25 protein-coding genes are annotated in these 24,715 nt (G+C 65.4%); 17 read left to right on the top strand and 8 right to left on the bottom strand.

Translation table 11 applies throughout. The annotated features are described in order from the left end of the window. Positions 1-5: 5 nt before the first annotated feature. From GV035_RS19850 to GV035_RS19825, 6 genes are all read right to left on the bottom strand, one after another. Positions 6-494: a GNAT family N-acetyltransferase gene (locus GV035_RS19850; protein ID WP_159836678.1), complete on the bottom strand. Its 489-nt coding sequence runs from the start codon at positions 492-494 to the stop codon at positions 6-8. Next, positions 491-766 carry a hypothetical protein gene (locus GV035_RS19845; protein ID WP_049655276.1) on the bottom strand — a complete coding sequence of 92 codons (276 nt, stop codon included), beginning with the start codon at positions 764-766 and terminating at the stop codon, positions 491-493. Before GV035_RS19845 ends, GV035_RS19850 begins: the two co-directional genes overlap by 4 nt. A 77-nt stretch (positions 767-843) precedes the next feature. Then, complete coding sequence (moeA, locus tag GV035_RS19840; RefSeq protein WP_159836677.1) at positions 844-2,160, bottom strand: molybdopterin molybdotransferase MoeA; 1,317 nt, start codon at positions 2,158-2,160, stop codon at positions 844-846. A gap of 104 nt (positions 2,161-2,264) precedes the next feature. Then, a complete protein-coding gene (gene mobA / locus GV035_RS19835) occupies positions 2,265-2,819 on the bottom strand; it encodes a molybdenum cofactor guanylyltransferase MobA (protein ID WP_236572756.1) in 555 nt (184 codons plus the stop codon). Positions 2,820-2,906: 87 nt separating this feature from the next. Further along, positions 2,907-4,013: a GTP 3',8-cyclase MoaA gene (moaA, locus tag GV035_RS19830; RefSeq protein ID WP_159836675.1), complete on the bottom strand. Its 1,107-nt coding sequence runs from the start codon at positions 4,011-4,013 to the stop codon at positions 2,907-2,909. A 187-nt stretch (positions 4,014-4,200) separates the two neighbouring features. Then, the gene (locus tag GV035_RS19825) at positions 4,201-7,614 is read right to left on the bottom strand and encodes an Rne/Rng family ribonuclease (protein ID WP_159836674.1); all 3,414 of its coding nucleotides are present in this window, start codon (positions 7,612-7,614) and stop codon (positions 4,201-4,203) included. An 894-nt stretch (positions 7,615-8,508) separates the two neighbouring features. On the opposite strand from GV035_RS19825, the gene GV035_RS19820 reads away from it, so the two are divergent. From GV035_RS19820 to GV035_RS19805, 4 genes are read left to right on the top strand one after another with little or no spacing between them, the layout of a single operon-like run. Further along, on the top strand, positions 8,509-9,504 hold the full coding sequence (locus GV035_RS19820) for an RluA family pseudouridine synthase (RefSeq protein ID WP_159836673.1): 996 nt from the start codon (positions 8,509-8,511) through the stop codon (positions 9,502-9,504). Continuing rightward, on the top strand, positions 9,505-10,164 hold the full coding sequence (locus tag GV035_RS19815; RefSeq protein WP_159836672.1) for an HAD-IA family hydrolase: 660 nt from the start codon (positions 9,505-9,507) through the stop codon (positions 10,162-10,164). After that, positions 10,161-10,547, top strand: a complete 387-nt coding sequence (locus GV035_RS19810; protein ID WP_159836671.1) for a Rieske (2Fe-2S) protein — start codon at positions 10,161-10,163, stop codon at positions 10,545-10,547. The genes GV035_RS19815 and GV035_RS19810 overlap by 4 nt, the downstream gene beginning before the upstream one ends. 48 nt (positions 10,548-10,595) lie before the next feature. Continuing rightward, positions 10,596-11,564, top strand: a complete 969-nt coding sequence (locus tag GV035_RS19805; protein ID WP_159836670.1) for a S49 family peptidase — start codon at positions 10,596-10,598, stop codon at positions 11,562-11,564. 16 nt (positions 11,565-11,580) lie between these two features. Here the strand turns inward: GV035_RS19805 and GV035_RS19800 are convergent, their stop codons facing one another. Together GV035_RS19800 and GV035_RS19795 are read right to left on the bottom strand one after the other, a co-directional pair. Continuing rightward, positions 11,581-12,300, bottom strand: a complete 720-nt coding sequence (locus tag GV035_RS19800) for an SAM-dependent methyltransferase (protein WP_159836669.1) — start codon at positions 12,298-12,300, stop codon at positions 11,581-11,583. Next, entirely contained in the window at positions 12,297-12,908 is a 612-nt protein-coding gene (locus GV035_RS19795) for a Maf-like protein (protein ID WP_159836668.1), read from the bottom strand. The genes GV035_RS19800 and GV035_RS19795 overlap by 4 nt, the downstream gene beginning before the upstream one ends. A 360-nt stretch (positions 12,909-13,268) precedes the next feature. On the opposite strand from GV035_RS19795, the gene GV035_RS19790 reads away from it, so the two are divergent. From GV035_RS19790 to GV035_RS19730, 13 genes are all read left to right on the top strand, one after another. Then, complete coding sequence (locus GV035_RS19790; protein ID WP_159836667.1) at positions 13,269-13,886, top strand: YceD family protein; 618 nt, start codon at positions 13,269-13,271, stop codon at positions 13,884-13,886. Between the two features lie 133 nt (positions 13,887-14,019). Then, positions 14,020-14,199 (top strand): 50S ribosomal protein L32, encoded by a 180-nt coding sequence (gene rpmF / locus GV035_RS19785; RefSeq protein WP_159836666.1) that lies wholly within the window; start codon positions 14,020-14,022, stop codon positions 14,197-14,199. Positions 14,200-14,337: 138 nt separating this feature from the next. After that, entirely contained in the window at positions 14,338-15,468 is a 1,131-nt protein-coding gene (gene plsX / locus GV035_RS19780) for a phosphate acyltransferase PlsX (protein ID WP_159836665.1), read from the top strand. After that, complete coding sequence (locus tag GV035_RS19775) at positions 15,468-16,457, top strand: beta-ketoacyl-ACP synthase III (RefSeq protein ID WP_159836664.1); 990 nt, start codon at positions 15,468-15,470, stop codon at positions 16,455-16,457. Before plsX ends, GV035_RS19775 begins: the two co-directional genes overlap by 1 nt. Before the next feature lie 133 nt (positions 16,458-16,590). Further along, positions 16,591-17,523 (top strand): ACP S-malonyltransferase, encoded by a 933-nt coding sequence (gene fabD, locus GV035_RS19770; RefSeq protein WP_159836663.1) that lies wholly within the window; start codon positions 16,591-16,593, stop codon positions 17,521-17,523. 11 nt (positions 17,524-17,534) lie between these two features. Then, on the top strand, positions 17,535-18,275 hold the full coding sequence (gene fabG, locus GV035_RS19765) for a 3-oxoacyl-ACP reductase FabG (RefSeq protein ID WP_159836662.1): 741 nt from the start codon (positions 17,535-17,537) through the stop codon (positions 18,273-18,275). A gap of 240 nt (positions 18,276-18,515) precedes the next feature. Then, complete coding sequence (acpP, locus tag GV035_RS19760; protein ID WP_004197638.1) at positions 18,516-18,755, top strand: acyl carrier protein; 240 nt, start codon at positions 18,516-18,518, stop codon at positions 18,753-18,755. Positions 18,756-18,901: 146 nt separating this feature from the next. Then, a complete protein-coding gene (gene fabF / locus GV035_RS19755) occupies positions 18,902-20,140 on the top strand; it encodes a beta-ketoacyl-ACP synthase II (protein ID WP_159836661.1) in 1,239 nt (412 codons plus the stop codon). A gap of 31 nt (positions 20,141-20,171) precedes the next feature. Further along, positions 20,172-20,636, top strand: coding sequence for a protein YgfX (locus tag GV035_RS19750; RefSeq protein WP_236572670.1), 465 nt, complete (start codon positions 20,172-20,174; stop codon positions 20,634-20,636). A gap of 95 nt (positions 20,637-20,731) precedes the next feature. Further along, positions 20,732-21,331 carry an RNA polymerase sigma factor RpoE gene (gene rpoE, locus GV035_RS19745; RefSeq protein WP_159836660.1) on the top strand — a complete coding sequence of 200 codons (600 nt, stop codon included), beginning with the start codon at positions 20,732-20,734 and terminating at the stop codon, positions 21,329-21,331. A gap of 83 nt (positions 21,332-21,414) precedes the next feature. Further along, complete coding sequence (locus tag GV035_RS19740; protein WP_442859579.1) at positions 21,415-22,071, top strand: sigma-E factor negative regulatory protein; 657 nt, start codon at positions 21,415-21,417, stop codon at positions 22,069-22,071. A 57-nt stretch (positions 22,072-22,128) separates the two neighbouring features. Continuing rightward, positions 22,129-23,115, top strand: a complete 987-nt coding sequence (locus GV035_RS19735) for a MucB/RseB C-terminal domain-containing protein (protein WP_159838081.1) — start codon at positions 22,129-22,131, stop codon at positions 23,113-23,115. 23 nt (positions 23,116-23,138) lie between these two features. Then, a complete protein-coding gene (locus tag GV035_RS19730; protein ID WP_159836658.1) occupies positions 23,139-24,713 on the top strand; it encodes a DegQ family serine endoprotease in 1,575 nt (524 codons plus the stop codon). Positions 24,714-24,715: the final 2 nt, after the last annotated feature.

Here is a 24,715-nt window from a genome sequence, read left to right as displayed (position 1 = left end):
CGCGCTCAGCGCGCGCCGTTCGCGAGACGGTCGAGCGAATCGCCGGTGACGCGCACCACGCGCCAGTCCGGCAGGACGGTCGCGCCCATCTTCTCGTAGAAGTCGATGGCGTTCTGGTTCCAGTCCAGCACCGACCACTCGAAGCGTCCGCACTCACGCTCGACGGCGAGCGCGGCGAGTTGCTTCAGCATCATCGTGCCGACGCCGCTGCCGCGCAGCGCGGGGCGCACGTAGAGGTCTTCCAGATAAAGACCGCGCTTGCCGAGGAACGTCGAGAAGTTGTGGAAAAAGAGCGCGTAGCCGACGACTTCGCCTGCCTGCTCCGCGACGAGCGCCTCAGCCGCGGGGCGCGCGCCGAAGAGCGCGTCGCGCAGGCCGTCTTGCGTCGCGATGAAAAGATGCGTGAGCTTTTCGAACTCCGCGAGTTCGAGCATCAGGCCGAAGATGGCGCCGATATCAGCGGGCGCGGCCGGGCGAACGGACGCGGCGCTCATGCTTCTTCCGGCGCGTCGGACAGCACGATTTCAATGCCGCCAAAGCGCGACGCCACCCAGTTATAAGCGTGGCACGCAATCCACAGCAGCACGAAGCCGAGAATCGCGTTCAGCAGCAGCGCGCTCGTGACCGTGCTCACTTCGACCGAGCCGTAGCGCACGAACGCGACGACCACGCCGAGCAGCACGATCGGCACGCTGAAGGTCAGATACACGAGGATCAGCGCCTTGGCCGTCTGTCCCGGTGCGATGGATGAGATCTGCTTTTTCATGGGAGAAGAACCCCGTCTATCGATAGTTGGAATGTGGGTCGCCGCGGCTTCGTGCATGATGGGTTCGCTGTTAGCTGTCAAATGAGGCCGTCGAACGGCACGATGTTCACTTCGTCGCCCGCGTCGATATCCGCGCGGTCGTGTTCCAGCAGGATGAAACAGTTCGCCTCGCTCATCGAGCTCAGCACGCCCGAGCCTTGCGGGCCGGTCGTGACGACGCTCCACCGCCCGGCGGCGTCGCGCATGGCGATACCGCGCTGGAATTCCGTGCGGCCCGCGCGCTTTTTGATCGGCTCGGCGCAACGCGCGTTGATGACGGTCGGTGCCTGCCGCGTCGCGCCCGACATCGCCATGAGCGCCTCGCGCACGATGAAATAGAAGGTCGCCATGACCGCGACTGGATTGCCCGGCAAGCCGAAGAAGAGCGCGGACTTGCCCGTGCCCGCACGCGGACCGGACCACAGCCGGCCGAACGCGAGCGGCCGCCCGGGGCGCATGGCAATTTTCCAGAACGCGACATCCCCGAGCGAGTTCATCAGTTCGCGCGTGAAGTCGGCGTCGCCCACGGACACGCCGCCGGAACTGATGACCACATCCGCCGCTTCCGTCGCCTCGCGCAGCGCCTTGTCGAGCGACGCGCGATCGTCGCGGACGATGCCCAGATCGACGGTCTCGACGCCGAGCCGGCGCAGCATAGCGAAAAGCGTGTAGCGATTGCTGTCGTAGAGCGTGCCGGGCGTCAGCGGTTCGCCGACGGAGCGCAGTTCATCGCCCGTCGAGAAGAACGCGACGACGAGTTGTTTTCGCACGTTCACTCCCGCGATGCCGAGCGACGCCAGCAAGCCGAGATCCGACGCCCGCACGACGCGGCCGGCGCGCAACGCGGGTTTTCCGCGCGCGAGATCTTCGCCCGCGAGCCGCCGGTTCTGACCTGCGCGGAGGGCGTCGGCGGAGAAACGAATGGCTTCGCCTTCGCGGGTGACGAGTTCTTGCGGCACGACCGTGTCGCAACCTTGCGGCATCAGCGCGCCGGTCATGATGCGTACGCATTGGCCCGCGCCCGGCTGACCGGCGAACGGCCGTCCGGCGAGCGCGGCGCCCGCGACGTTCAGCGTCAAGGACTGCCCGGCCGACGTGAGGACCGACGACAGCGCCGCGCCGGAGAACGCATAGCCGTCCATGGCGGAATTGTCGAACGCGGGCACGTCGATGGGCGAGATGACGTCCTCGGCGAGCACGCGGTTCAGCGCATCGAAAAGGCCGACGCGCTCCACGCGCTGCGCCTGCCCGTGCGGCATGGCCCACTGGCGCACGATTTCCTGCGCCGCCTCGACGGGCAACGCGTTCGGATCATAGTGAGCGACGCAACCGGACAGTGGCTTCAACGTGGTCATGGACAGGGGTGGGCGCGACGTGCGGCGCGCGAGGAAGCGGCAGAGACCGCGTGACGAAAGCCTGCCGGTGAGCTGGCGCTACGCTGGGCGAGCGCGGATGCCGGCTAGCGGCGTTCCAGCTCGGCTAGCTGGCGTAAATCATTGATATTGTAAAACGCGCGATCATCGTGAAATGGCACTTGCACCGCCTTGTGGTGCGCGTACCACGCGCGGACCTTGCGCTCGCCGGACGCGAGCCGGGTGTCGAGATCGTCGGCGAGCGACGTGCGCAGGAGCGCGAAAACCGGATGCGCGATGCGTTCGCCAGCCGGTTCGATCGTCGCGGCATAGGCGATGTCGGCGTGTTCGGCGTCGAGTGCTTCGCCGAGCAGCGCGCCGAGCCGTTCATCGACGAACGGCGCGTCGCACGGTGCAAGCAGCACGAATTCCGTCTGCGCTGCGCGCAACGCCGCCGCGATGCCCGCGAGCGGGCCGGGGTAGTCGCCGAGCGCGTCTGCGATCACCCGCGCGCCGAACGGCGCGGCGAGCCGTGCATAGGCTTCGACATTGCGGTTCGCGCTGATCAGCATGTCGCTCGCTTGCGGCGCGACGCGGCGTAGCACATGGAGCGCGAGCGGTTCGCCGAGAAACGGCTGCATGCCCTTGTCGACGCCGCCCATGCGCGAACCGCGCCCGCCCGCGAGCACGAGTCCGGTCACGTTCGAGGCCGAAGCGGCGCGGGCTGGTGCTGTCACGGAGCGGTCCGCTCAACCGCCGATGTACGACATCTCGACGCGCGGGCCGTCTTTGCGCGCTTCCGCCGACGCGCTGCCGCGCAACTGCGAGTACCGGTCGCCGCGCGCTTCCCAGATGCGGGCGATGGCCGTGGCCACGTCTTCATCGCTCGCGCCGCCGCGAATGAGGGCGCGCAGGTCGTGCCCTGCGCTCGCGAAGAGGCACAGATACAGCTTGCCTTCGGTCGACAGCCGGGCGCGCGTGCACGAGCCGCAGAAGGCGCGCGTCACGCTCGAAATCACGCCGATTTCGCCGCCTCCGTCGCGATAACCCCAACGTTGCGCGGTTTCGGCGGCGGTGTGCGCTTCGAGCGGCGCGAGCGGGAAGTGCGCCGCGATGCGCTCGACCACCTGCGCGGACGGCAGCACTTCGCCCATGTTCCAGCCGTTGGACGCGCCGACATCCATGTATTCGATGAACCGCAGAACGACGCCGCTGTCTTTGAAGTGACGCGCCATCGGCACGATTTCCTGATCGTTCGTGCCGCGTTTGACGACCATGTTCACCTTGATCGGCGCGAGGCCGGCCGCTTGCGCGGCCGCGATGCCGTCGAGCACATCGCCGACAGCGAAGTCCGCGTCGTTCATGCGGCGAAAGAGGGCGTCGTCGAGCGCATCGAGACTGACCGTGACGCGCGACAGCCCCGCGTCCCTCAACGACTGAGCCTTGCGCGCGAGCAGCGAACCGTTCGTCGTGAGCGTGATGTCGAGCGGCCGGCCCTGCGGCGTGCGCAACTGCGCGAGCCGGTCGATCAGGAATTCGATGTTCTTTCGCAGGAGCGGCTCGCCGCCCGTCAGCCGGATTTTCTCGACGCCGTGCGCGACGAACACGCGTGCGAGCCGCTCGATTTCCTCGAACGACAGCAGCGCGGAATGCGGCAGAAACGGATAGTCCTTGTCGAAGACGTCGCGCGGCATGCAGTAGACGCAGCGGAAGTTGCAGCGATCCGTGACCGAAATGCGCAAGTCGCGCAGGGGACGCGCGAGCGTGTCCGTCAGCAAGCCGGATGGCGCTGCGGCGGCGCCGGCAAAATCCGGAATCGCGCTGACATCGGCTAACGGGATGATGCGTCGGGACATGGCTGCTCAGGGCTTCGGTCGGATAGGCAATCAGCCCATTTTAGCGGAAGCGCGCCAGTCCGGCCGGCCATGACAAGGCTCGGCGGACCGGGCTTTCCACTAGTGCCAAAAGAAAAACGCCATCGACTTGGCGTCGATGGCGTTTGGCAGACTTCGTTGCGCGGCCCTTGGGCGCCGCGCGATCCGGTCAATGCGCGCTCTTGCCGGTTTCCACCTGCTGCATCGGCGCGGCGTCGACCGGCGGAAGCGGCTTGCGCTCGCGCGGCACGCGAACCGGCGCGGGTTCCTGTGCGGCGGCGGCGTCGGCCGCGCGCAGCTTGTCGGCGTCCGTGTTCACCCAGACGAGGCCGGCGGTGTCGAGCATCGGCTTCAAGCCTTCCGTTCCCGTAGACGATGCAGCGGGCGTCGGTCGCGTCGCGGCAGGCTTCACCAGCTCCGAAACGACCGGGGCCGACGGCTGCGTCGTCACTTCGGGCTTCGCGACCGGCGCGGCTTCCGTCTGAATCGGCTCGACGGCGGTTGCAGCCGGCGTCGAAGCGATCGCGGCGGTTTTCACCGGCTCGGAGATTTCAGCGGCTTCCGCTACCGTTTCGCTGGTAGTCGCGGCTTCGGCAGGCTTCGGCTCGTGCGCAACCACCGGCGCGAACGGATCGGCAGGCTTCGTTTCCGCAACCTTCGGCGACGACCCGAACGGGTTCTCGACGGCCGGCGCCGCAGCGGGCTTCGCGAAGATATCGGGCGCGGGCTGGGCATCCGCCTTCGCTTCGACCTTCGCTTCGACCTTCACTTCTTCCTTGGCTTCCGACGGCTCGGCTGGCGCGGCTTCCAGAGGCTGCGCGGGCGCGGCTTGCACGGCCACCGGCGCGGCTTCCTGTGGCTTCGCTTCGCGGCGTTCCGCGACCGGCTCGGCTTCGACGGCGCCCGGGCGCGTTTCGCGGCGCGCGGCGGCTTCCTGCGCGGCTTCGGCGTCGAAGACACCGGCCTGCGCCGACGTGCTTTCCGCTGCGCCTTCGGCTTCCGCGACATCGGCGGCGTGGTTGACGGTCATGCCTTCCTCATCGCGATCGCGACGGCCGCCACGGCGGCCACGACGGCGGCGGCGGCGCTCTTCGCCTTCGCGTGCGGCTGCGGCCTGATCGGCGGAGAGGGCGTCGATGTCTTGCTGCGGCACATCGGCATCGAGCGGCGTGGTATCCGCAATTTCCGATGCCACCGTTTCACCTTGCGTCAATGCCTCGACGGCGGCTTCCGGCTGCGGCTTGCGGCGCTCGCCGCGCTCCGCGCGCTCGGGGCGTTCCGCACGCTCCGTCCGTTCCGCGCGTTCGCCGCGGTCGGCGCGTTCGCCGCGATCAGCGCGTTCGGCACGCTCGACCCTATCCGGACGCTCGCGGCGTTCCTGACGCTCGGCGGCTTCCGGACGCGGCGCACGCTCGGCGCCACGCTCCTGACCGCGATCGCGCGGTTCACGCGGCTCCCGTGCCTCGCGCGTCTCACGCGGCTCGCGCGGCTCGCGCGCTTCGCGGGTCTCGCGCGGCTCACGTGCTTCACGCGGCTCACGTGCCTCGCGCGGTTCCCGTGCTTCACGCAGTTCGCGGCCTTCGCGTCCTTCGCGTCCCTCACGCGGCTCACGGCCTTCACGTGTGCCACGCGCTTCGCGATCTTCCCGACGCGCAGGCTGACGGCCCGCCCCGTTGCCGCCGAGCGCCGCGCCGTTGGCGGCCGCGCCTTCACGGCCCGCGCCACCGCGACGATTGCGGTTGCGGTCGCCGCCGCCCGCGCGTTCGCCGCGCTCGGTGCGCTCGCGCTGCGGACGCGCCGCCGGTTGCGCTTCGACGGGCGCCGGCGCCGGCTTCACTTCCGGCTGAATGCCAAACAGATTCTTGATCCACGCGATGAAACCGCCGCTCGCCGGCACGGCCACCGGAGCCGGGGCAGGCGCGGCCTCGACGGGCGCGGGCTTCACCGGCGCGCTCGGCGCCGGCTTCTCGGGCGTGATGCCCTTGACCGCCGCTTCCTGCTTCGGCTTCACTTCCTCGGCGCGCTTGCTGTAGCCGGTTTCGGATTCCAGTTCGCTCGCCGCTTCGACGGCCATCTTCCACGAGGCGCGCGGTTCGTCCAGACGCGCGTCATCGTGGCGCAGACGTTCCAGCTTGTAATGCGGCGTCTCCAGATGCTTGTTCGGAATCAGAACGACGTTGACCTTGAAGCGCGACTCGATCTTGTTGATTTCCGAGCGTTTTTCGTTCAGCAGGAAGGCGGTGACTTCGACCGGCACCTGGCAATGAATTGCCGCGGTGTTTTCCTTCATCGCTTCTTCCTGAATGATCCGCAGCACTTGCAGCGCGGACGATTCGGTATCGCGGATATGGCCCGTGCCGTTACAGCGCGGGCAGGTCACGTGGCTGCCTTCCGACAGCGCCGGACGCAGACGCTGACGCGACAGTTCCATCAAACCGAAGCGCGAGATCTTGCCCATTTGCACGCGGGCACGGTCGTGCTTGAGCGCGTCTTTCAGACGCTGCTCGACTTCGCGCTGGCTTTTGGCCGACTCCATGTCGATGAAGTCGATCACGATCAGGCCGCCCAGATCGCGCAGACGAAGCTGGCGTGCGACTTCGTCGGCGGCTTCGAGATTGGTGCGCGTCGCGGTTTCCTCGATATCCGCGCCCTTGGTGGCGCGCGCCGAGTTCACGTCGATGGCGACGAGCGCCTCGGTGTGGTCGATCACGATCGCGCCGCCCGAGGGCAGCGGCACCGTGCGCGAGTACGCCGTCTCGATCTGATGCTCGATCTGGAAGCGCGAGAAGAGCGGCACGTCGTCGTGATACCGCTTCACCTTTTGCAGGTTGTCGGGCATCACGATATCCATGAAGGCGCGCGCCTGATCATGGATTTCGGTCGTATCGATGAGAATTTCGCCGATATCCGGCTGGAAGTAGTCGCGAATCGCGCGGATGACGAGGCTCGATTCGAGATAGATGAGCATCGGCTGGCCAGCGACGCCGCTCTGCGACGCGGCTTCGATCGCGCGCCACAGTTGCATCAGGTAGTTCAGGTCCCACTGGAGCTCTTCCGCCGAACGGCCGATACCCGCCGTGCGCGCGATGATGCTCATGCCTTCCGGCAATTCGAGCTGCGCCATGGTTTCGCGCAGTTCCTGCCGCTCGTCGCCTTCGATCCGGCGCGACACGCCGCCGCCGCGCGGATTGTTCGGCATCAGGACGAGATAGCGGCCGGCCAGCGAAATGAACGTGGTCAGCGCCGCGCCCTTGTTGCCGCGCTCTTCCTTTTCGACCTGAACGATGAGTTCCTGGCCTTCGCGGAGCGCGTCTTGAATGCGCGCGGAGCGCATCTCGACGCCGTCGCGGAAATACTGGCGGGCGACTTCCTTGAACGGCAAAAAGCCGTGGCGGTCTTCGCCGTAGTTGACGAAGCAGGCTTCGAGCGACGGCTCGATGCGGGTGACGACTCCCTTGTAGATGTTGCCTTTGCGCTGTTCGCGCCCGGCGGTTTCGATGTCGATGTCGATGAGCTTCTGGCCATCGACGATGGCGACGCGCAGTTCTTCTTGCTGCGTCGCATTGAACAGCATGCGTTTCATTGAACGGCTCCAGAGCGGCTTTGACCCTTCCTCGTCTGGCGAATCGGCGCGGATTCGAACATCGGCGCGCGAAGCGGGAGGGTGGGCGTGCCACGCTTTTTGTGTTGTCACAAAAGCACGCCGGAGCGGATTCTAGGCGGGAGAATTGCCGAAAGCTGGCTTAGGGCCGACGAACGCGGCGGCCGGGCCATGGGGCACATGCGACAACGGCAGCGCGCAGAGGCGATGCGGCCCGTGGCAAGGACGAACGGCGGCGCGGGGCTTTCCGCGTCTCAAAATGGACGCGCCGAAGCCACTGCGCTCTTTCAACAGAGCCTTTCCCTCCCGACGGCGTCCGCGAAAGGAAGAGCGGTGTCGCGCGAACCGGCGCGATGCTTCGTTACCGATCTTCGTTATCGCGGACGGGCCGCGCCGGCAGCAGCGGGCTACGTGCTCCCGCCTGCTTGCCGTGTCTCGCCTCGTTGCGGCGTTTTTTTCGCGTCTCGCGCTTCGCAGGAATCAGCGCAGCAGCGAGATGCGTCGCCGTTGTTCGCAAATCGGCGAGCCTCGATGTGCCCTCTTAACCCTCGCTCGATGGCAGGGCTGAATCGGGCGGGCGGCCGGTTTAACGCCGGACGCCGTCGGTTCTCGCCGATGAAATTCTTTTTGACCAAAAATCCGTTACCGATCGGCGATCGACCCGACCGAACGCGCCTGTGGGCTCCGTCCCTGCCGGTGATCTCGCCGTGCGTGCAACTCGTTGCTCGATTTTCCGGGCGAGCAACCGGCCCTGGGCGCAAGTAAAATAACGGTTTATCGCTTGCACCTGTACAGTCTGATGAATCGCGCCGTAGCTCCTCATGGGTAACTGAGTCGAGTCCGGCCTTTTCAGGCTGCTCGCAAATTATATTCAGAATGAATGAGTTAGGCAAAACATCCCATAAACAAGTTGCAAGCGAGCGCACGTCGATGATCGAAGTCGATGAAACCGCTGCCGGGCAGCGCATCGACAATTTCCTGTTGCGCGTCTGCAAGGGCGTGCCGAAAAGCCATATTTACCGGATTCTCCGCAGCGGCGAAGTGCGGGTGAACAAGGGCCGCATCGACGCCGCGTACCGGCTGGAACTGGGCGATCTCGTGCGCGTGCCGCCCATTCGCACCGCGCAAGCCGACGAAGCGCCCGTGTCGTCGAACGCGCCCGCCGCCGAATTCCCGATCATTTTCGAGGACGACCACCTGATCGTCATCGACAAACCCTCGGGCGTCGCGGTGCACGGCGGCAGCGGCGTGGCGTTCGGCGTCATCGAGCAGTTGCGCAATGCGCGGCCGCAGGCGAAGTTTCTGGAACTGGTGCATCGGCTGGACCGGGAAACGTCGGGCGTGCTCATGCTCGCGAAAAAGCGCGCTGCGCTCGTGAATCTGCACGAGCAAATTCGCGAGAACCGCGTCGACAAGCGGTATTACGCGCTCGGCCACGGCGACTGGCAGAACGACTGGGGCCGGCGGCGCATCGTCAAGGCGCCGCTGCACAAATATGTGGCGGCGGACGGCGAGCGGCGCGTGCGTATTCAGGAAAACGGGCTCGCGTCGCATACGGTGTTCAATCTGATCGAACGCTGGCCGGACTACGCGTGGGTCGAAGCCGAACTCAAGACCGGCCGCACGCACCAGATTCGCGTCCACATGCAAAGCATCGGCCTGCCGATTGCGGGCGACGCCAAATACGGCGACTTCGCGCTGAACAAGGAACTCGCGCGCCCGAAGGCGATGCCTTCGCTCAAGCGCATGTTTTTGCACGCATATCGACTAAAAATCACGCATCCCGCGACGGGCGCGCCGCTGCAGTTCGAAGCGCCGCTGCCAGCCGAGTGCAGGCGCTTCATCGAACAACTCAAAAACCGAGAGACATAAATGGCGCGGCAGCAATTCGATCTGATCGTTTTCGACTGGGACGGCACACTGATGGACTCGACCGTCCATATCACGCGGAGCATTCAGGCTGCCTGCCGCGATCTCGGCCTGCCCGTTCCCGCCGACGAATCCGCGAGTTACGTGATCGGCCTCGGCCTGAAGGACGCGCTGCAAATCTGCGCGCCGACGCTCGATTCGAAGGACTATCCGCGCCTCGCGGAGCGGTATCGCTTCCATTTTCTGACGATGGGTCAGCAGACCGAACTTTTCGCCGGTGTGCGCGAACTGCTTCAGGAATTGCGCGACGAGGGCTATTTTTTGGCGGTCGCGACGGGCAAGAGCCGCGTCGGGCTGAACCGGGCGCTCGATCAGTCGCGGTTGACGAGCCTTTTCGACGGCACGCGCTGCGCCGACGAAACCTTCTCGAAGCCGCATCCCGCGATGCTTCAGGAACTTACGCGCGAACTGGGGCAGGACTTGTCCCGCACGCTGATGATCGGCGACACCACGCACGACCTGCAAATGGCGATCAACGCGGGCGCGGCGGGCGTGGGCGTCGCGTACGGCGCGCATCCGGCGAATTCGCTCACCGCGTTGCAGCCGCGTTTCTGCGCGGATAGCGTCGCGTCGCTCGCCGGCTGGCTCAGGGAACACGCATGAGCGAGCCGACACGGGAAGCGGTGCGCGTCTGTGCGTCGGACGAACTCGTCGACGGCGGCGCGGGCGTCCGGCTCGACGCGCAGGACGCGGGCGGCGAGGCGGTCGTGTTCTTCGTCCGCTACGACGGCAAGCCGTACGGCTATCTGAACCGCTGCGCGCACGTGCCGATGGAACTCGACTGGGCCGCGGGCCAGTTCTTCGAAAGCTCGGGCCTATACTTGATGTGCGCGACGCACGGCGCGATCTACGAGCCGGACACCGGCAAGTGCGTCGGCGGCCCGTGCCGCGGCGCGCGGCTTCGGCCTGTCGCGGTCGAGGAGCGCGAGACGCCGGAAGGCCGCGCGGTCTTCTGGCTGCCCGACGACGCGCTTCGGCCCGCCTGATTTCCCCTTTCTATCCCTTGACGCGGCTGCACGCCCGGAAGATCACGCATGTCCGATAACCTTTCGCCCAACCCGCACGGCAACGACAACTGGGAGCGCGACGCGCTCGAACGTGTCGCGCTGGCCGCCATTCGCGAGCAACGCGCCGCGCGCCGCTGGCGCATCTTCTTTCGCTTCGTCTTCCTTGCGGTGCTCGCGCTGATCGCGTGGGGCGTGTTCGATTTCACCGGCGATCACGTCGCCAAATCCGGCAAGCACACGGCGCTGATCGACCTCCAGGGCGAAATCTCGGCGAACGGCGACGCCAGCGCCGACAACATCGACGGCGCGCTGGAAAGTGCGTTCGAAGACGACGGCACCGCCGGCGTGATTCTGCGCATCAATAGTCCGGGCGGCAGTCCGGTGCAGGCGGGCATCATCAATCGCGAGATTCGCCGGCTGCGCGCGAAATATCCGAAGACGCCGCTGTACGTGGTCGTCGACGACATGTGCGCGTCGGGCGGCTATTACGTCGCGGCGGCGGCCGATCGAATTTATGTGGATCGCGCGAGCATTGTCGGGTCGATCGGCGTGCTGATGGACGGTTTCGGCTTCACCGGCCTGATGGACAAGCTCGGCATCCAGCGCCGCATGCACACGTCGGGCGCGAACAAGGGCGCGTTCGATCCGTTTTCGCCCGAAACGCCGCAGATGACCGCGCACGCACAGGCGATGCTCGACGAAATTCACACGCAGTTCATCGATGCGGTGAAGCAGGGTCGCGGCAAGCGTCTGAAGGACGATCCGGACCTCTTCTCCGGCATGTTCTGGACTGGCGAGAAAAGCGTGCAGCTCGGCCTTGCGGACGGCTTCGGTGACGCGAACTACGTGGCGCGCGAGATCATCAAGCAGCCGGATATCGTCGATTACACGCAGAAGGAAAGCATCAGCGCGCGCGTGGTGCGGCGCTTCGGCGCCTCCGTGGGCGATGCCGCCGTGCGCGCGTTGACGCTCGGCGGCAAGGTGCAATTGCGCTGATCCTTACGACGCGTTCTTACGACGCGAGCAGCAGGAAAATGGCTGGGCGCTTGTGCAGGTCCGGCGCGGCCCCTTTCTTCCAGTCGGCTGCCGTGCGCGTGACGATGGTTTCGCCCGGCAGCGTCAGATCGACGGCCACGCAAATGAGCGTCGAAGGCGCACAGGCCGCAACGAGCGTGTCGAGCATCGCGCGGTTACGGTACGGCGTCTCGATGAAAATCTGCGTCTGATTCGCCTTGCGCGACACCTGTTCCAGTTCGCGCAGGCGCTTGCCGCGCTCAGCGGCATCGACCGGCAAATAGCCGTTGAACGCGAAACTCTGGCCGTTCATGCCCGAAGCCATCAGCGCCAGCAAGATCGAACTCGGACCGACGAACGGCACCACTTTCACGCCGCGTTCGTGCGCTCGCCGCACGAGCAGCGCGCCCGGATCGGCGACGGCGGGACAGCCCGCTTCCGAAACGAGGCCCGCGTCGGCGCCCGCGAGAATCGGCGCGAGCAGCCGGTCGATTTCGGCGCGCGGCGTGTTCACGTTCAGCTCGCGTATCTCGATTTCCTGAATCGGCCGCTCGGTGCCGACTTTCTTCAGGAACGCCCGCGTGGTCTTCGCGTTTTCGCCGATGTAGTAGCCGAGCGCCGCAGCCCGCGCGCGCACCGGCTCCGGAAGCACGGACGCGAGCGCCGCGGTGTCGCCTTCTCCAAGCGTGTTGGGAATCAAATACAGGACGCCGCTCATGCCGCCCCCAGAACAGGAAAGCCGGCGGCGCGCAGCATTTTTGTCAGCGCGATGAGCGGCAGGCCGATGAGCGCCGTCGGGTCGTCGGAGTCGATCGCGTCCAGAAGCGCGATGCCGAGCCCCTCCGACTTCGCGCTTCCCGCGCAGTCGTAAGGCGTTTCGGCGCGCAGATAGGCTTCGATTTCGGCGTCGGAGTAGTCGCGAAAGCGCACGCGCGTGACGATATCGGCGGATTGCACGTCGCCTGTGCGCGCGTCGAAGAGGGCGAGCGCGCTATGAAACTCGACGCTGCGGCCGCGCATCGACCGAAGCTGCGCGATGGCGTTATCGTGCGTGCCCGGCTTGCCGAGCTGACGGCCATCGAGGGTCGCGACCTGATCGGAGCCGATCACGAGCGCGCCGCCTGCGTCCGTCATGCGCTGCGCGGCGGCGCGCGCCTTCGCGATCGAAAGCCGCACGGCCGTGGCGTCGGGCGTTTCGCTGGCGAGCGGCGTTTCTTCGATATCGGGCGAAACGACATCGAACGGAATGCGCAGGCGTTGCAGCAACTCGCGCCGATACGGGGAACTGGACGCCAGCACGAGGCGCGGCGCTTGAGGAATCGACATGTTCGGAACCGGTGAATGGGGCAGATAAACGACGGACCGCGTGCGCAGCCTTAACTATTTGACTCGAAAGAATAAAGCCTATATGATTTTGGGCTTTTCATCGGCTGGCAGAGCGTTTCGCGCGGGATGGCCGTTTGGCCGGGGCAGTAAGACCGAACAGACATCACCAGGCACCACCAAGCACCACGCAGACAGTCCACGCGGACGCAAGCGGTGTAAATCCGAGCGAGTGACGCGTGCTCCGGTAAGGCTGGCCGGTGCATACTGAGGCACACGGAACCTTGGACGGCCGGCTGCTTGCAGAGAAACGCCGCATCGGTCGATGAAACAACGAACAATTCGGCATAGGCAGGAGCGCACATGACTCAGAATCCTGGCAAACCTGCGAGCCCCGCTGACCTGCGCGCGCTCGACCTTTACGACTTCGCCGAGAACAAGCGGCAGGCAGCGGGTGGGTTGCGTACGTCGCAAATGCCGCGCATGTTAGCCGAAGTGCCGGCGGATGCGCCAGAGGACGACACCGTCTTCACCTGGCAGGGCGAGGGCTCGACCCAGCCGGAATTGCAGGACGACGGCACGGAAGCGCCGCAGCCTTATCTGCGCCTCGCGGTGCACGGTTCGGTGTGGCTCACGTGCCAACGCTGCCTTTCGCCGTATTCGCAGCATCTCGACGTCGATGCGACGTATCGGATCGTCGCGACGGAGGAAGAGGCGGACGAGTATCCGCTCGACGAAGATGAAATCGAAGTGATCGTCGGCTCGCGCCAGTTCGATCTCGTCGACTTGATCGAAGAAGAGTTGTTGCTCTCCTTGCCGCTCGTGCCGAAGCACAGCGTTTGTCCGGAAGTGCATGAAAGCCTGCTTTCGGCCAGCGCGGAAGACGAAGCTGTCGAAGGCGACGAAGAAGCTGAGAAACCGAATCCGTTTGCCGTTCTGGAGAAGCTCAAGACGAGCGATCCTGACGACAAGAAGCATTGATGGCGCAGTGCGGCGAGTCTTCGCCGCACGCAGTCTCCCGCTTCGAGCGGTGGCCGGGACGGCCGGAGTTCTTCCGCGAACGCGGAGACGGGCCGCCCTATGTTAGAATTCGCAAAATTTTTCTGGAGTAATCATGGCAGTTCAGCAAAACAAGAAGTCGCCGTCGAAGCGCGGCATGCATCGTTCCCACGACTTCCTCCCGACGGCGCCGCTGGCTGTCGAACCGAGCACGGGTGAAGCGCATCTGCGTCACCACGTGAGCCCGAACGGCTACTATCGTGGCAAGAAAGTCGTCAAGACGAAGAACGACTAAGCGTTCGTTCTACGCTTGCCGCGCGTGCATCGCCGTCTTTCGGTGGCTCGCGCCTGGCACGCTGTTGACACTTTCTCGGTACGACAAGAAGGCGGCATTTCACTGCCGCTTTTTTGTGCCTGAAATTCGTCGCTTTCCATGACCGTAAAGATAACCATTGACTGCATGGGAGGCGACCACGGTCCGGCCGTGACCGTTCCCGCCGCTGTCAATTTCGTGCGCTCGCATCCCGACGCGCACCTGATGCTCGTCGGCATCGAACAGGCCATCCGCGCTCAGCTGAAAAAGTCGAAGGCGCTCGACGAACCGCGCCTGACCGTCGTTCCCGCGACCGAAGTCGTCGCCATGGACGATCCGGTCGAAGTCGCGCTGCGCAAGAAGAAAGATTCGTCGATGCGCGTGGCGCTCAACCTCGTGAAGGAAGGCGAGGCGCAGACCTGCATTTCCGCCGGCAACACGGGCGCGCTCATGGCGGTGTCGCGCTATGTTTTGAAAACGCTCGCGGGCATCGAGCGGCCGGCCATCGCGTTCGCCATGCCGAGCCAGAAAGGCTACACGACCGTGCTGGATCTCGGCGCGAACGTCGATTGCGAGCCCGAGCATCTGCTGCAGTTCGCCGAGATGGGCCACGCGCTCGTGTCCGCGATCGAAGGGCGCGAGCGGCCCACCATCGGGCTGCTCAACATCGGCGAAGAAGTCATCAAGGGCAACGAAACGATCAAGCGCGCGGGCGAACTGCTGCGCGCGAGCACGCTCAACTTCTACGGCAACGTGGAAGGCAACGACATCTATAAAGGCACGACCGACGTGGTCGTGTGCGATGGATTCGTCGGCAATGTCGCGCTGAAAACGTCGGAAGGGCTCGCCAAGATGCTCTCCGACATGATCAAGGAAGAGTTCACGCGCTCGCTGTCGAGCAAGCTGATGGCGCTCGTCGCCATGCCCGTGCTCAAGCGTTTCAGGAAGCGCGTCGATCCCGCGCAATACAACGGTGCCGCGCTGCTCGGCCTGCGCGGACTCGTGATCAAAAGTCACGGCTCGGCGGAAGCCTACGGCTTTGAGTGGGCGATCAAACGCGGGTATGATGCGGTCAAAAATGGCGTGCTCGAACGCCTCGTGCGCGCGATGGACGAGAATGCGCCGTCCGCGCGAGACGCGGGCACGAGCGCAACGGCTGCCGATGCGTCCGCCAACGCGGCGGCGCTCCAGCCGAACCCCTCGCCAAACCCGCCGGACGCGTCCGGCACCGCGCAACACACGAAGGCATAATGGCTCAATCCAATCTCTACGCTCGCGTGCTCGGCACCGGCAGCTATCTGCCGTCCGAGCGCATCACGAATCAGGCATTGGCGGACCGTCTCGCGCAGCAAGGCGTCGAGACGAACGACGAATGGATCGTCGCGCGCACCGGCATCCATGCGCGGCACTTCGCGGCTCCCGATCAAACCACCAGCGACCTCGCGCTCATCGCCTCGCAAAAGGCCATCGCGGCGGCAGGTATCGATCCTCAGTCGATCGATCTCATCATCGTCGCCACCTCGACGCCCGACTTCGTGTTTCCGAGCACCGCGTGCCTGTTGCAGAACAAGCTGGGCATCAAGAACAACGGCGCGGCGTTCGACGTTCAGGCCGTGTGTTCGGGCTTCGCGTACGGCATGGCGACGGCGGACAGCTTCATTCGTAGCGGCATGCATCGCACGGCGCTCGTCGTGGGCGCGGAAACGTTCTCGCGCATTCTGGACTTCAAGGACCGCACGACCTGCGTGCTGTTCGGCGACGGCGCGGGCGCGGTCGTGCTTCAGGCTTCGGAAGAGCCGGGCGTGCTCGCGAGCGCGCTGCACGCCGACGGCAGCTATGCCGACATTCTCTGCACGCCGGGCAACGTGAACGGCGGCGTGATTAGCGGCAGCGCGTTCTTGCACATGGACGGCCAGGCGGTGTTCAAGCTCGCCGTCAACGTGCTCGAGAAGGTCGCGATCGAAGCCCTGCAGAAAGCGCATCTGACGCCGCAGGAAATCGACTGGCTGATCCCGCATCAGGCGAACATCCGCATCATGCAGAGCACCTGTCGCAAGCTGCACTTGCCGCAGGAGCGCATGGTCGTGACGGTCGGCGAGCACGGCAATACCTCGGCGGCGTCGATTCCGCTGGCGCTCGACGTCGCCGTGCGCGACGGCCGCATCAAGCGCGGACAGAACGTGCTGATCGAGGGCGTCGGCGGCGGCTTCACGTGGGGCGCGTCGGTATTCCGCTACTGATTCTTTCATCCCTCTCCCTCCCTTAATCTGCAACTGATCCGCTGTCGATGAAGCCGCGCGCCGCGTGCGCAACCGGCGACGCCGCGCGCGCCCTCGACGCCTACGCGGATCATTCCAATCCAACGAGGACGATATGAAATTTGCGTTCGTTTTCCCGGGCCAAGGCTCGCAATCGATCGGCATGCTCAACGCGTTCGCCGATCACGCCGTGGTGCGCGAGACGGTGCAGCAGGCATCGGATGCGCTCGGTCAGGATCTCGCCAAGCTGATCGCGGAAGGCCCTGCCGAAGAACTCAACCTGACGACGAACACGCAGCCCGTCATGCTCACGGCGGCGTACGCCATCTACCGCGTGTGGGAAAAAGAGACCGGCCTCGCGCCCGCGCTGGTCGCGGGCCACAGCCTTGGCGAATACACGGCGCTGGTCGCGGCCGGCGCGCTCGCATTCGCGGACGCCGTGCCGCTCGTGCGCTTTCGCGCGCAGGCGATGCAGAGCGCGGTGCCGGTCGGCGAGGGCGGCATGGCGGCGATTCTCGGCCTCGACGACGACACCGTGCGCGCGGTGTGCGCGGAAAGCGCGTCGGCGGGCGTCGTGGAAGCGGTCAACTTCAATGCGCCGTCGCAGGTCGTGATCGCGGGCGCCAAGGCGGCCGTCGAAAAAGCCTGCGAAGTGGCGAAGGCGAAGGGCGCGAAGCGCGCATTGCCGCTGCCGGTGTCGGCGCCGTTCCATTCGTCGCTGCTCAAGCCCGCGTCCGACCAGTTGCGCGACTATCTCGCCAACGTTCGCATCGAGGCGCCGCGCATTCCGCTGATCAATAACATCGACGTCGCCACGGTCTCGGATCCCGCTGCAATCAAGGACGCGCTCGTGCGTCAGGCTGCGGGCCCCGTGCGCTGGGTCGAATGCGTGCAGGCGATGGCGCGCGAAGGCGTGACGCACGTGATCGAATGCGGTCCGGGCAAGGTGCTCGCGGGTCTGACGAAGCGCATCGACGGCAATCTCGTCGGCGGCGCGGTGTTCGATCCCGCTTCGCTCGAGGAAACGCGCAAACTGATCGCTGGATAGGAGGCGACGACATGAATCTGGACAATCACGTAGCTATCGTCACGGGCGCCTCGCGCGGCATCGGGCGCGCCATTGCGCTGGAACTGGCGCGTCAGGGCGCGACGGTCATCGGCACGGCCACGAGCGAAAGCGGCGCGGCGGGTATCAGCGAAGCGTTGGCGCAGGCAGGCGGAAAAGGCCGCGGCGCGGTGCTAAACGTGAACGACGCCGCAGCGGCCGACGCGTTCATCGACGCCACCGTGAACGAGTTCGGCGGCCTCAACGTGCTCGTGAACAACGCGGGCATTACCAAAGATCAGCTCGCCATGCGCATGAAGGACGACGAATTCGACGCCGTCATCGACACGAATCTGCGCGCAGTCTTTCGTCTGTCGCGCGCTGTGCTGCGCCCGATGATGAAAGCGCGCGGCGGCCGCATCATCAACATCACGTCGGTGGTGGGCTCGTCGGGCAATCCGGGACAGGCGAACTACGCGGCGGCGAAGGCCGGCGTCGCGGGGATGACGCGTGCGCTCGCCCGTGAGATCGGCAGCCGCGGCATCACCGTGAACTGCATCGCGCCGGGCTTCATCGACACCGACATGACGAAGGTGCTGCCGGAAGAGCAGCGGACCGCGCTTACTGCGCAGATTCCGCTCGGCCGGCTCGGCAGTCCGGACGATATCGCGCATGCGGTGGCGTTCCTGGCGTCGCCATTTGCCGGCTATATCACGGGCACGACGCTGCACGTGAACGGCGGCATGTACATGTAATAGGCATTTCGCCGAATTTCGCTTAATATCCGCGCGGCAGACAGGCGCGCAAAATGCTGTCACCGGCATGCGCGCCCCGTCGCAGCGCGGCAGCAACGAACGATGCAGGCCGTCGGCCAGCGCCTTGATGAAGCGCAGCAGGCGGCGAAGCATGGAACTGACGCGCCGTATTTTGCGGGTACAAACCTGATAAAATGCGCGCACTTGTATTTTTGAACTTTTATTCCCTCGGAGGGCTGCATGGACAACATCGAACAGCGCGTGAAGAAGATCGTCGCCGAACAACTGGGCGTGGCGGAAGCCGAAATCAAGAACGAAGCGTCGTTCGTGAACGATCTGGGCGCTGACTCGCTCGACACGGTCGAACTGGTGATGGCGCTGGAAGACGAGTTCGGCATGGAAATCCCCGATGAAGAAGCCGAGAAGATCACCACGGTTCAGCAAGCGATCGACTACGCTCGCGCCAACGTCAAGGCCTAAGGCCGGACGCGCCAGCGACCCGTCGCTCTTCGAGCTTGAAGCATCGTCGCTGCAAAGACCGATTTAACAGCCACAGGGCACACAGGGCGGTTTCCTGTGGCCGCTGTGGCTTTTGCTTTTTGTCATTTTATGGATAAGGGGTTACCGTGAGCCGTCGTCGAGTTGTTGTTACAGGCCTTGGGCTCGTTTCGCCTGTCGGCAATACCGTTGCCGACGGCTGGGCCAATCTGGTGGCGGGCACGTCCGGCATCGCCAACATCACGAAGTTCGACGCCACGAACTTCTCCACGCGTTTCGCGGGCGAGGTGAAGGGCTTCAACATCGAAGACTACATGCCCGCCAAGGAAGCGCGCCACATGGATACCTTCATCCATTACGGCTTCGCAGCGGGCGTTCAGGCGATGCAGGACAGCGGCCTCGCGATCACGGACGATAACGCGGAGCGCGTGGGCGTGGTGGTCGGCTCGGGCATCGGCGGGTTGCCGATGATCGAAGTCACGCAAACGGAGCTGCTCAATCGCGGCCCGCGCCGCATCTCGCCGTTCTTCGTGCCCGCGTCGATCATCAACATGATCTCCGGCCATCTGTCGATCCGTTTCGGCCTGAAGGGCCCAAATCTGTCGATGGTCACGGCCTGCACTACCGGCCTGCACTGCATCGGCGAAGCGTCGCGTCTGATCGAATACGGCGACGCCGACGTGATGATCGCGGGCGGCGCGGAAGCGACGGTTTCCCCGCTCGGCATCGGCGGCTTCGCGGCGGCGCGCGCGCTCTCGCAGCGCAACGACGATCCCGCCACGGCCAGCCGCCCGTGGGACACCGACCGCGACGGCTTCGTGCTCGGCGAAGGCGCGGGCGTCATGGTGCTCGAAGAATACGAGCACGCCAAAGCGCGCGGCGCGAAGATCTACGCGGAAGTGCTCGGCTATGGCATGAGCGGCGACGCGTATCACATGACGGCGCCGCCCGAAGACGGCGACGGCGGCCGCCGCGCGATGGTCAACGCGCTCAAGAACGCGAAGGTCAACGCCGACGAGGTCAACTACGTGAACGCGCACGGCACGTCCACGCCGCTTGGCGACATCGCGGAGACCATCGGCATCAAGCGCGCGCTCGGCGATCACGCGAAGAACGTCGTCGTGAACTCCACGAAGTCGATGACCGGGCACCTGCTCGGCGGCGCGGGCGGGCTGGAATCGGTGTTCACGGTGCTTGCCGTGCATCACCAGATCTCGCCGCCGACCATCAACATCTTCAATCAGGACCCGCAGTGCGACCTGGATTACTGCGCGAACACGGCGCGGGAAATGAAGATCGACGTCGCGGTGAAGAACTCGTTCGGCTTCGGCGGCACGAACGGCTCGCTCGTCTTCAAGCGTCACTGAGCACGGCGCGCTCGTCAGGACGGGGAACGCAATGACGGGCGCGCACATGAACCGGCCGTATGGGGAAGCGGGCGCGCCGCCGTGCATTCCGATCCGGCCGTCGCGGTTTCTGCTCGGCTGCGTCTGTGGATTCATCGCGGTGGCGGACGCAGCGGTCTTTCAGGCTGTCTTGCCGCACGTCGGGCTGCTTCACGCAGCGGTTGCCGCGCTCACGTGCCTGGGCGGACTCGGGCTCGCGGCCGGGCGCTGGGCGCGCCGCCAGCCCGCTGCCATCGGCTTGCATGCGGATGGCATCACCGTCTGGGACCGCGCGGGGCACGCGCGCTATCGGCGGATCGTCGGCTGTGCGCAATGGAGCGCGCGGCTCATTGCGCTCACGTTGTCATCGGAAAAAGGCAGGCCGCGCACGCTCCTCGTCGCAGCGGATTCCATCGATTCCGACTCCTTCCGCCAGCTTGCCGTACGCGCCCGCCGCGCCGCGAGCGCGTACCTGTAACGACTGTAACGGTCGATGAGCGTCCGGGATAACGCGAAGTCGGTGAGGCTACAATACCCGTCCGCGCAACAGCCCCAAGTCAAACGGATTTCCAGGTGAGCGAAAAAGAAATCGACCAAGTGCTGGTCGAACGCGTGCAGAAGGGCGACAAAGCCGCGTTCGAACTGCTGGTCGCCAAATACCACCGCAAGATCATTCGACTGATCTCGCGCCTCGTGCGCGACCCCGCCGAAGTCGAGGACGTCGCCCAGGACGCCTTCATCAAAGCCTACCGCGCGCTGCCGCAGTTTCGCGGCGAATCCGCGTTCTACACTTGGCTCTACCGCATTGCCGTCAACACGGCGAAGAACTACCTGGCCACCCAGGGACGCCGCGCGCCCACTTCTACCGAAGCAGATGCGGAAGAAGCGGAAACTTTCTCCGATGCCGACCAACTAAGGGATATCAACACGCCCGAGTCAATGTTGATGAGCAAGCAGATCGCTCAAACGGTCAATGCTGCGATGGCGCTGCTGCCGGAAGAATTGCGCACCGCCATCACGCTCCGGGAAATCGAAGGATTGAGTTACGAGGAAATCGCGGAGATGATGGACTGCCCGATCGGCACCGTCAGATCGAGAATTTTCCGTGCTCGGGAAGCCATTGCGGCAAAATTGCGTCCGTTGTTGGACACTCCCGAAGGCAAACGCTGGTGAGACGGCTCACGCCTCGGGACAGGGACGCGATATCTGGGTTAGTTGGTGTCACTACGGCTGGTTTCGAAGGATTGGGGAGCATCATGGGGTCGGTCTCGATGCAATCGAACGCAAATACGCGCGCGGATTCGTACACAAATCCGCAGGCAAGCTCGCGCGGCGAGCGCATGTCGGCGTTCGTCGACGGTGAATCGCTCGGCGAAATCGGAAATATCGGTCAGTTTCTCGCAGAACTGGCCAGAGAGGACCGTGCGGCGTGGTCCGACTATCATCTGATCGGCGACGCGCTGCGTTCCGACGATCTCGCGGAAAGCCCGGCCCGCAGCCGCGCGTTCATGACGTCGTTCGCGGCGCGCTTCGAGTCCGAAGCGCATGTGCTGGCGCCTGCTGCATCGGCCGCGAAGGCGCGCGGCGGCATGCTGCGCCGGCGCGTGGTGCCTGCGTTCGCGGTGGCGGCCGCGGCGGCGACGCTCACGTGGATCGTCGTGCCGCAGATGCAGGGCGTGGGCTTCCACCCGGGCGCGCAGGTGGCGAGCGTCGCCCAGCCGGATGCGGTGCAGCGCGTCGCGCTCGCGTCCGTGCCGGCGGCGACCACGGCAGCGCCGGTCGTCGAGGCGAACATCATCCGCGACGCGAGTCTCGATCAATACCTCGAGGCGCATCAGCAGTTCTCGCAGCAGCCTGCGATGCCCGGCTCCATGCCACTGATTCGCGCCGCGGTGACGACGCAGAGCCAATAACTGAAGGCAGGTGTGCGGTTGAATAAAACTAGATATTGGGGGCGGCTGCCGGCATTGATGGTCTGCGCAGCCGCGTTGTTGTGCGCGGCATCGGCATCGTTCGCTGACAGCGGCAACGCGCCGGATCGCAAAACCGCTGCCAATCTGCTCAACCGCATTCAGGAAGCGGCCCAGCAGCAGAACTACGAGGGCACGTTCCTTTATCAGCGCGGCGCGACGGTTCAGTCGTCGCGCATCACGCACGTCGCCACGCACGGCGACGGCGACTACGAATCGCTCGAAAGTCTCGACGGCGCGCCGCGCCGAATGCTGCGCCACGACGACGACATGTTCACGTTCGTGCCGGAGCGGCATCTGCTCGTCATGGAGCATCGGCAGAGCAAGGACTCGTTTCCCTCGCTGCTTGCCACGAGCGGCGATCAGGTGCTGGCGGTATACGAGCCGAAGCTGCTCGGCAATGACCGCGTCGCCGGCATCGAGAGTCAAGTCATCGAGCTGGATCCAAAAGATTCCTATCGTTTTGCCTACAAACTGTGGGCGGACGCGAAGACCGGACTGCTGCTGCGCGCGCAGACGCTCGATCCGGACGGCCAGGTGCTCGAACAGCTTTCGTTCTCGCAGGTGCGTATCGGCGGGGCCATCGATAAGGCGGCGATTGCGAGCGGCATGCGCGCCACGGCAGGGTGGAACATCGTGCGCCCGCCGGTGCAGCCGGTCGACATGCAGGCGCAAGGCTGGCAAATCAAGCCGACCATCCCCGGCTTCAGGCTGATTCGCGAACTGCGCCGGCCGATGGCGTCGAGCGAGCAGGGCCAGCCGCCGATTCCGGTCGATCAGGCCGTCTTCTCGGATGGCCTTGCCGCCATTTCCGTGTTCGTCGAGCCGGTCGAAAAGAATACCCGCAAGGAAGGCGCGGGTAATAGCGGCGCCACACATGTGCTCGTGAAGCGTCGCGGCGATTTCTGGATTACTTTGCTGGGTGAAGTGCCGCAAGCCACGTTGCAGCAATTTGCTTCTACCATAGAATACAAGCCTTCCAAGTAATCGAATCCCTCGGCCTTCCATCCATGAGCAACTACTCGCTGCGCAAGTTCATCGCGGCCGCGGCGCTCGCCGTGTGCCTGCCGTTCATTTCGCACGCGGCGGCAGCAGCGCCCACGGTGAACCTGCCGGACTTCACCTCGCTCGTCGACAAGGTCGGGCCTTCCGTCGTGAATATCCGCACGACTTCGCGCGTCGGCTCCTCGGGCGACATGCACGGCTTGCCGCCCGGCCTCGATGACGGCGACATGTCCGAGTTCTTCCGCCGTTTCTTCGGCATTCCGATGCCAGGACAGCCGGGCTCGCCGCGCGGCAACGGTGGCGGCGGTAATGGGGGTGGCGGCAACGGTGGCGGCGGTCACGGCGGTGGCGGCAGCGGAGGCGATCAAGGCAAAGGCGGCAGCCGCAGCCTGCCGCCCGACGACAGCCAGGACAACTCGGAGCAGAGCAGCGGCGTCGGCTCGGGCTTCATCCTGTCGACCGACGGCTACGTGATGACCAACGCGCACGTCGTCGACGACGCGGACACCATTTACGTCACGCTCACCGACAAGCGCGAGTTCAAGGCGCGGCTCATCGGCGTGGACGAACGCACGGACGTCGCGGTCGTGAAGATCAGCGCGTCGAACCTGCCGGCCATCACCATCGGCGATTCGAACAAGGTGCGCGTCGGCGAATGGGTGCTCGCCATCGGCTCGCCGTTCGGCCTCGACAATACGGTGACAGCCGGCATCGTCAGCGCCAAGGGCCGCGACACGGGCGACTACCTGCCATTCATCCAGACCGATGTGGCGGTGAATCCCGGCAACTCGGGCGGTCCGCTCATCAACATGGCGGGCGAAGTCATCGGCATCAATTCGCAGATCTACAGCCGGACCGGCGGCTTCATGGGCATTTCGTTCGCGATTCCGATCGACGAGGCGATGCGCGTGGCCGATCAGCTGAAGACGACGGGCAAGGTCACGCGCGGTCGGATCGCGGTCGCGATCGGGGAAGTGACGAAGGACGTCGCCGATTCGCTCGGCCTGCCGAGAGCGCAGGGCGCGCTCGTGAGCAGCGTCGAGGCGGGCGGCCCCGCGGACAAGGCCGGCATCCAGCCGGGCGACATCATCCTGAAGTTCAACGGCGCGAATGTCGATACCGCGACCGACCTGCCGCGCATGGTCGGCGACAGCAAGCCGGGCATGAAGGCCACCATCACCGTCTGGCGCAAGGGCCAGTCGCGCGATCTGCCGATCACCATCGCGGAAATGCAGCCGGACAAGGTCGCGAAGACGGAACAACGCCGCGCGCCGCAGCCGAAGGAGCGCGCGAGCAATTCGCTCGGGCTCGCCGTGAGCGACATTCCGGCCGACCAGAAGAAGGCGCTCAAGCTCAACAGCGGCGTGCAGGTGGACGCGGTCGAAGGCCCGGCGGCTCGCGCGGGCTTCCAGAAGGGCGACATCATCATGCGGATCGGCGACACGGACATCACGAGCGCGAAGCAGTTCGAATCGGTCGCGCAGGGTCTGGACGCGAGCAAGATGGTCGCGGTTCTCGTGCGCCGTGGCGACAACACGCAGTTCGTGCCGCTGCGCCCGCGCGTTCCCGCGCAGAAGTGACA

Origin of the sequence: Burkholderia sp. 8Y (assembly GCF_902506145.1) — a bacterium.
GTDB lineage: Bacteria > Pseudomonadota > Gammaproteobacteria > Burkholderiales > Burkholderiaceae > Caballeronia.
This window is presented reverse-complemented; position numbering and strand designations above follow the sequence as displayed.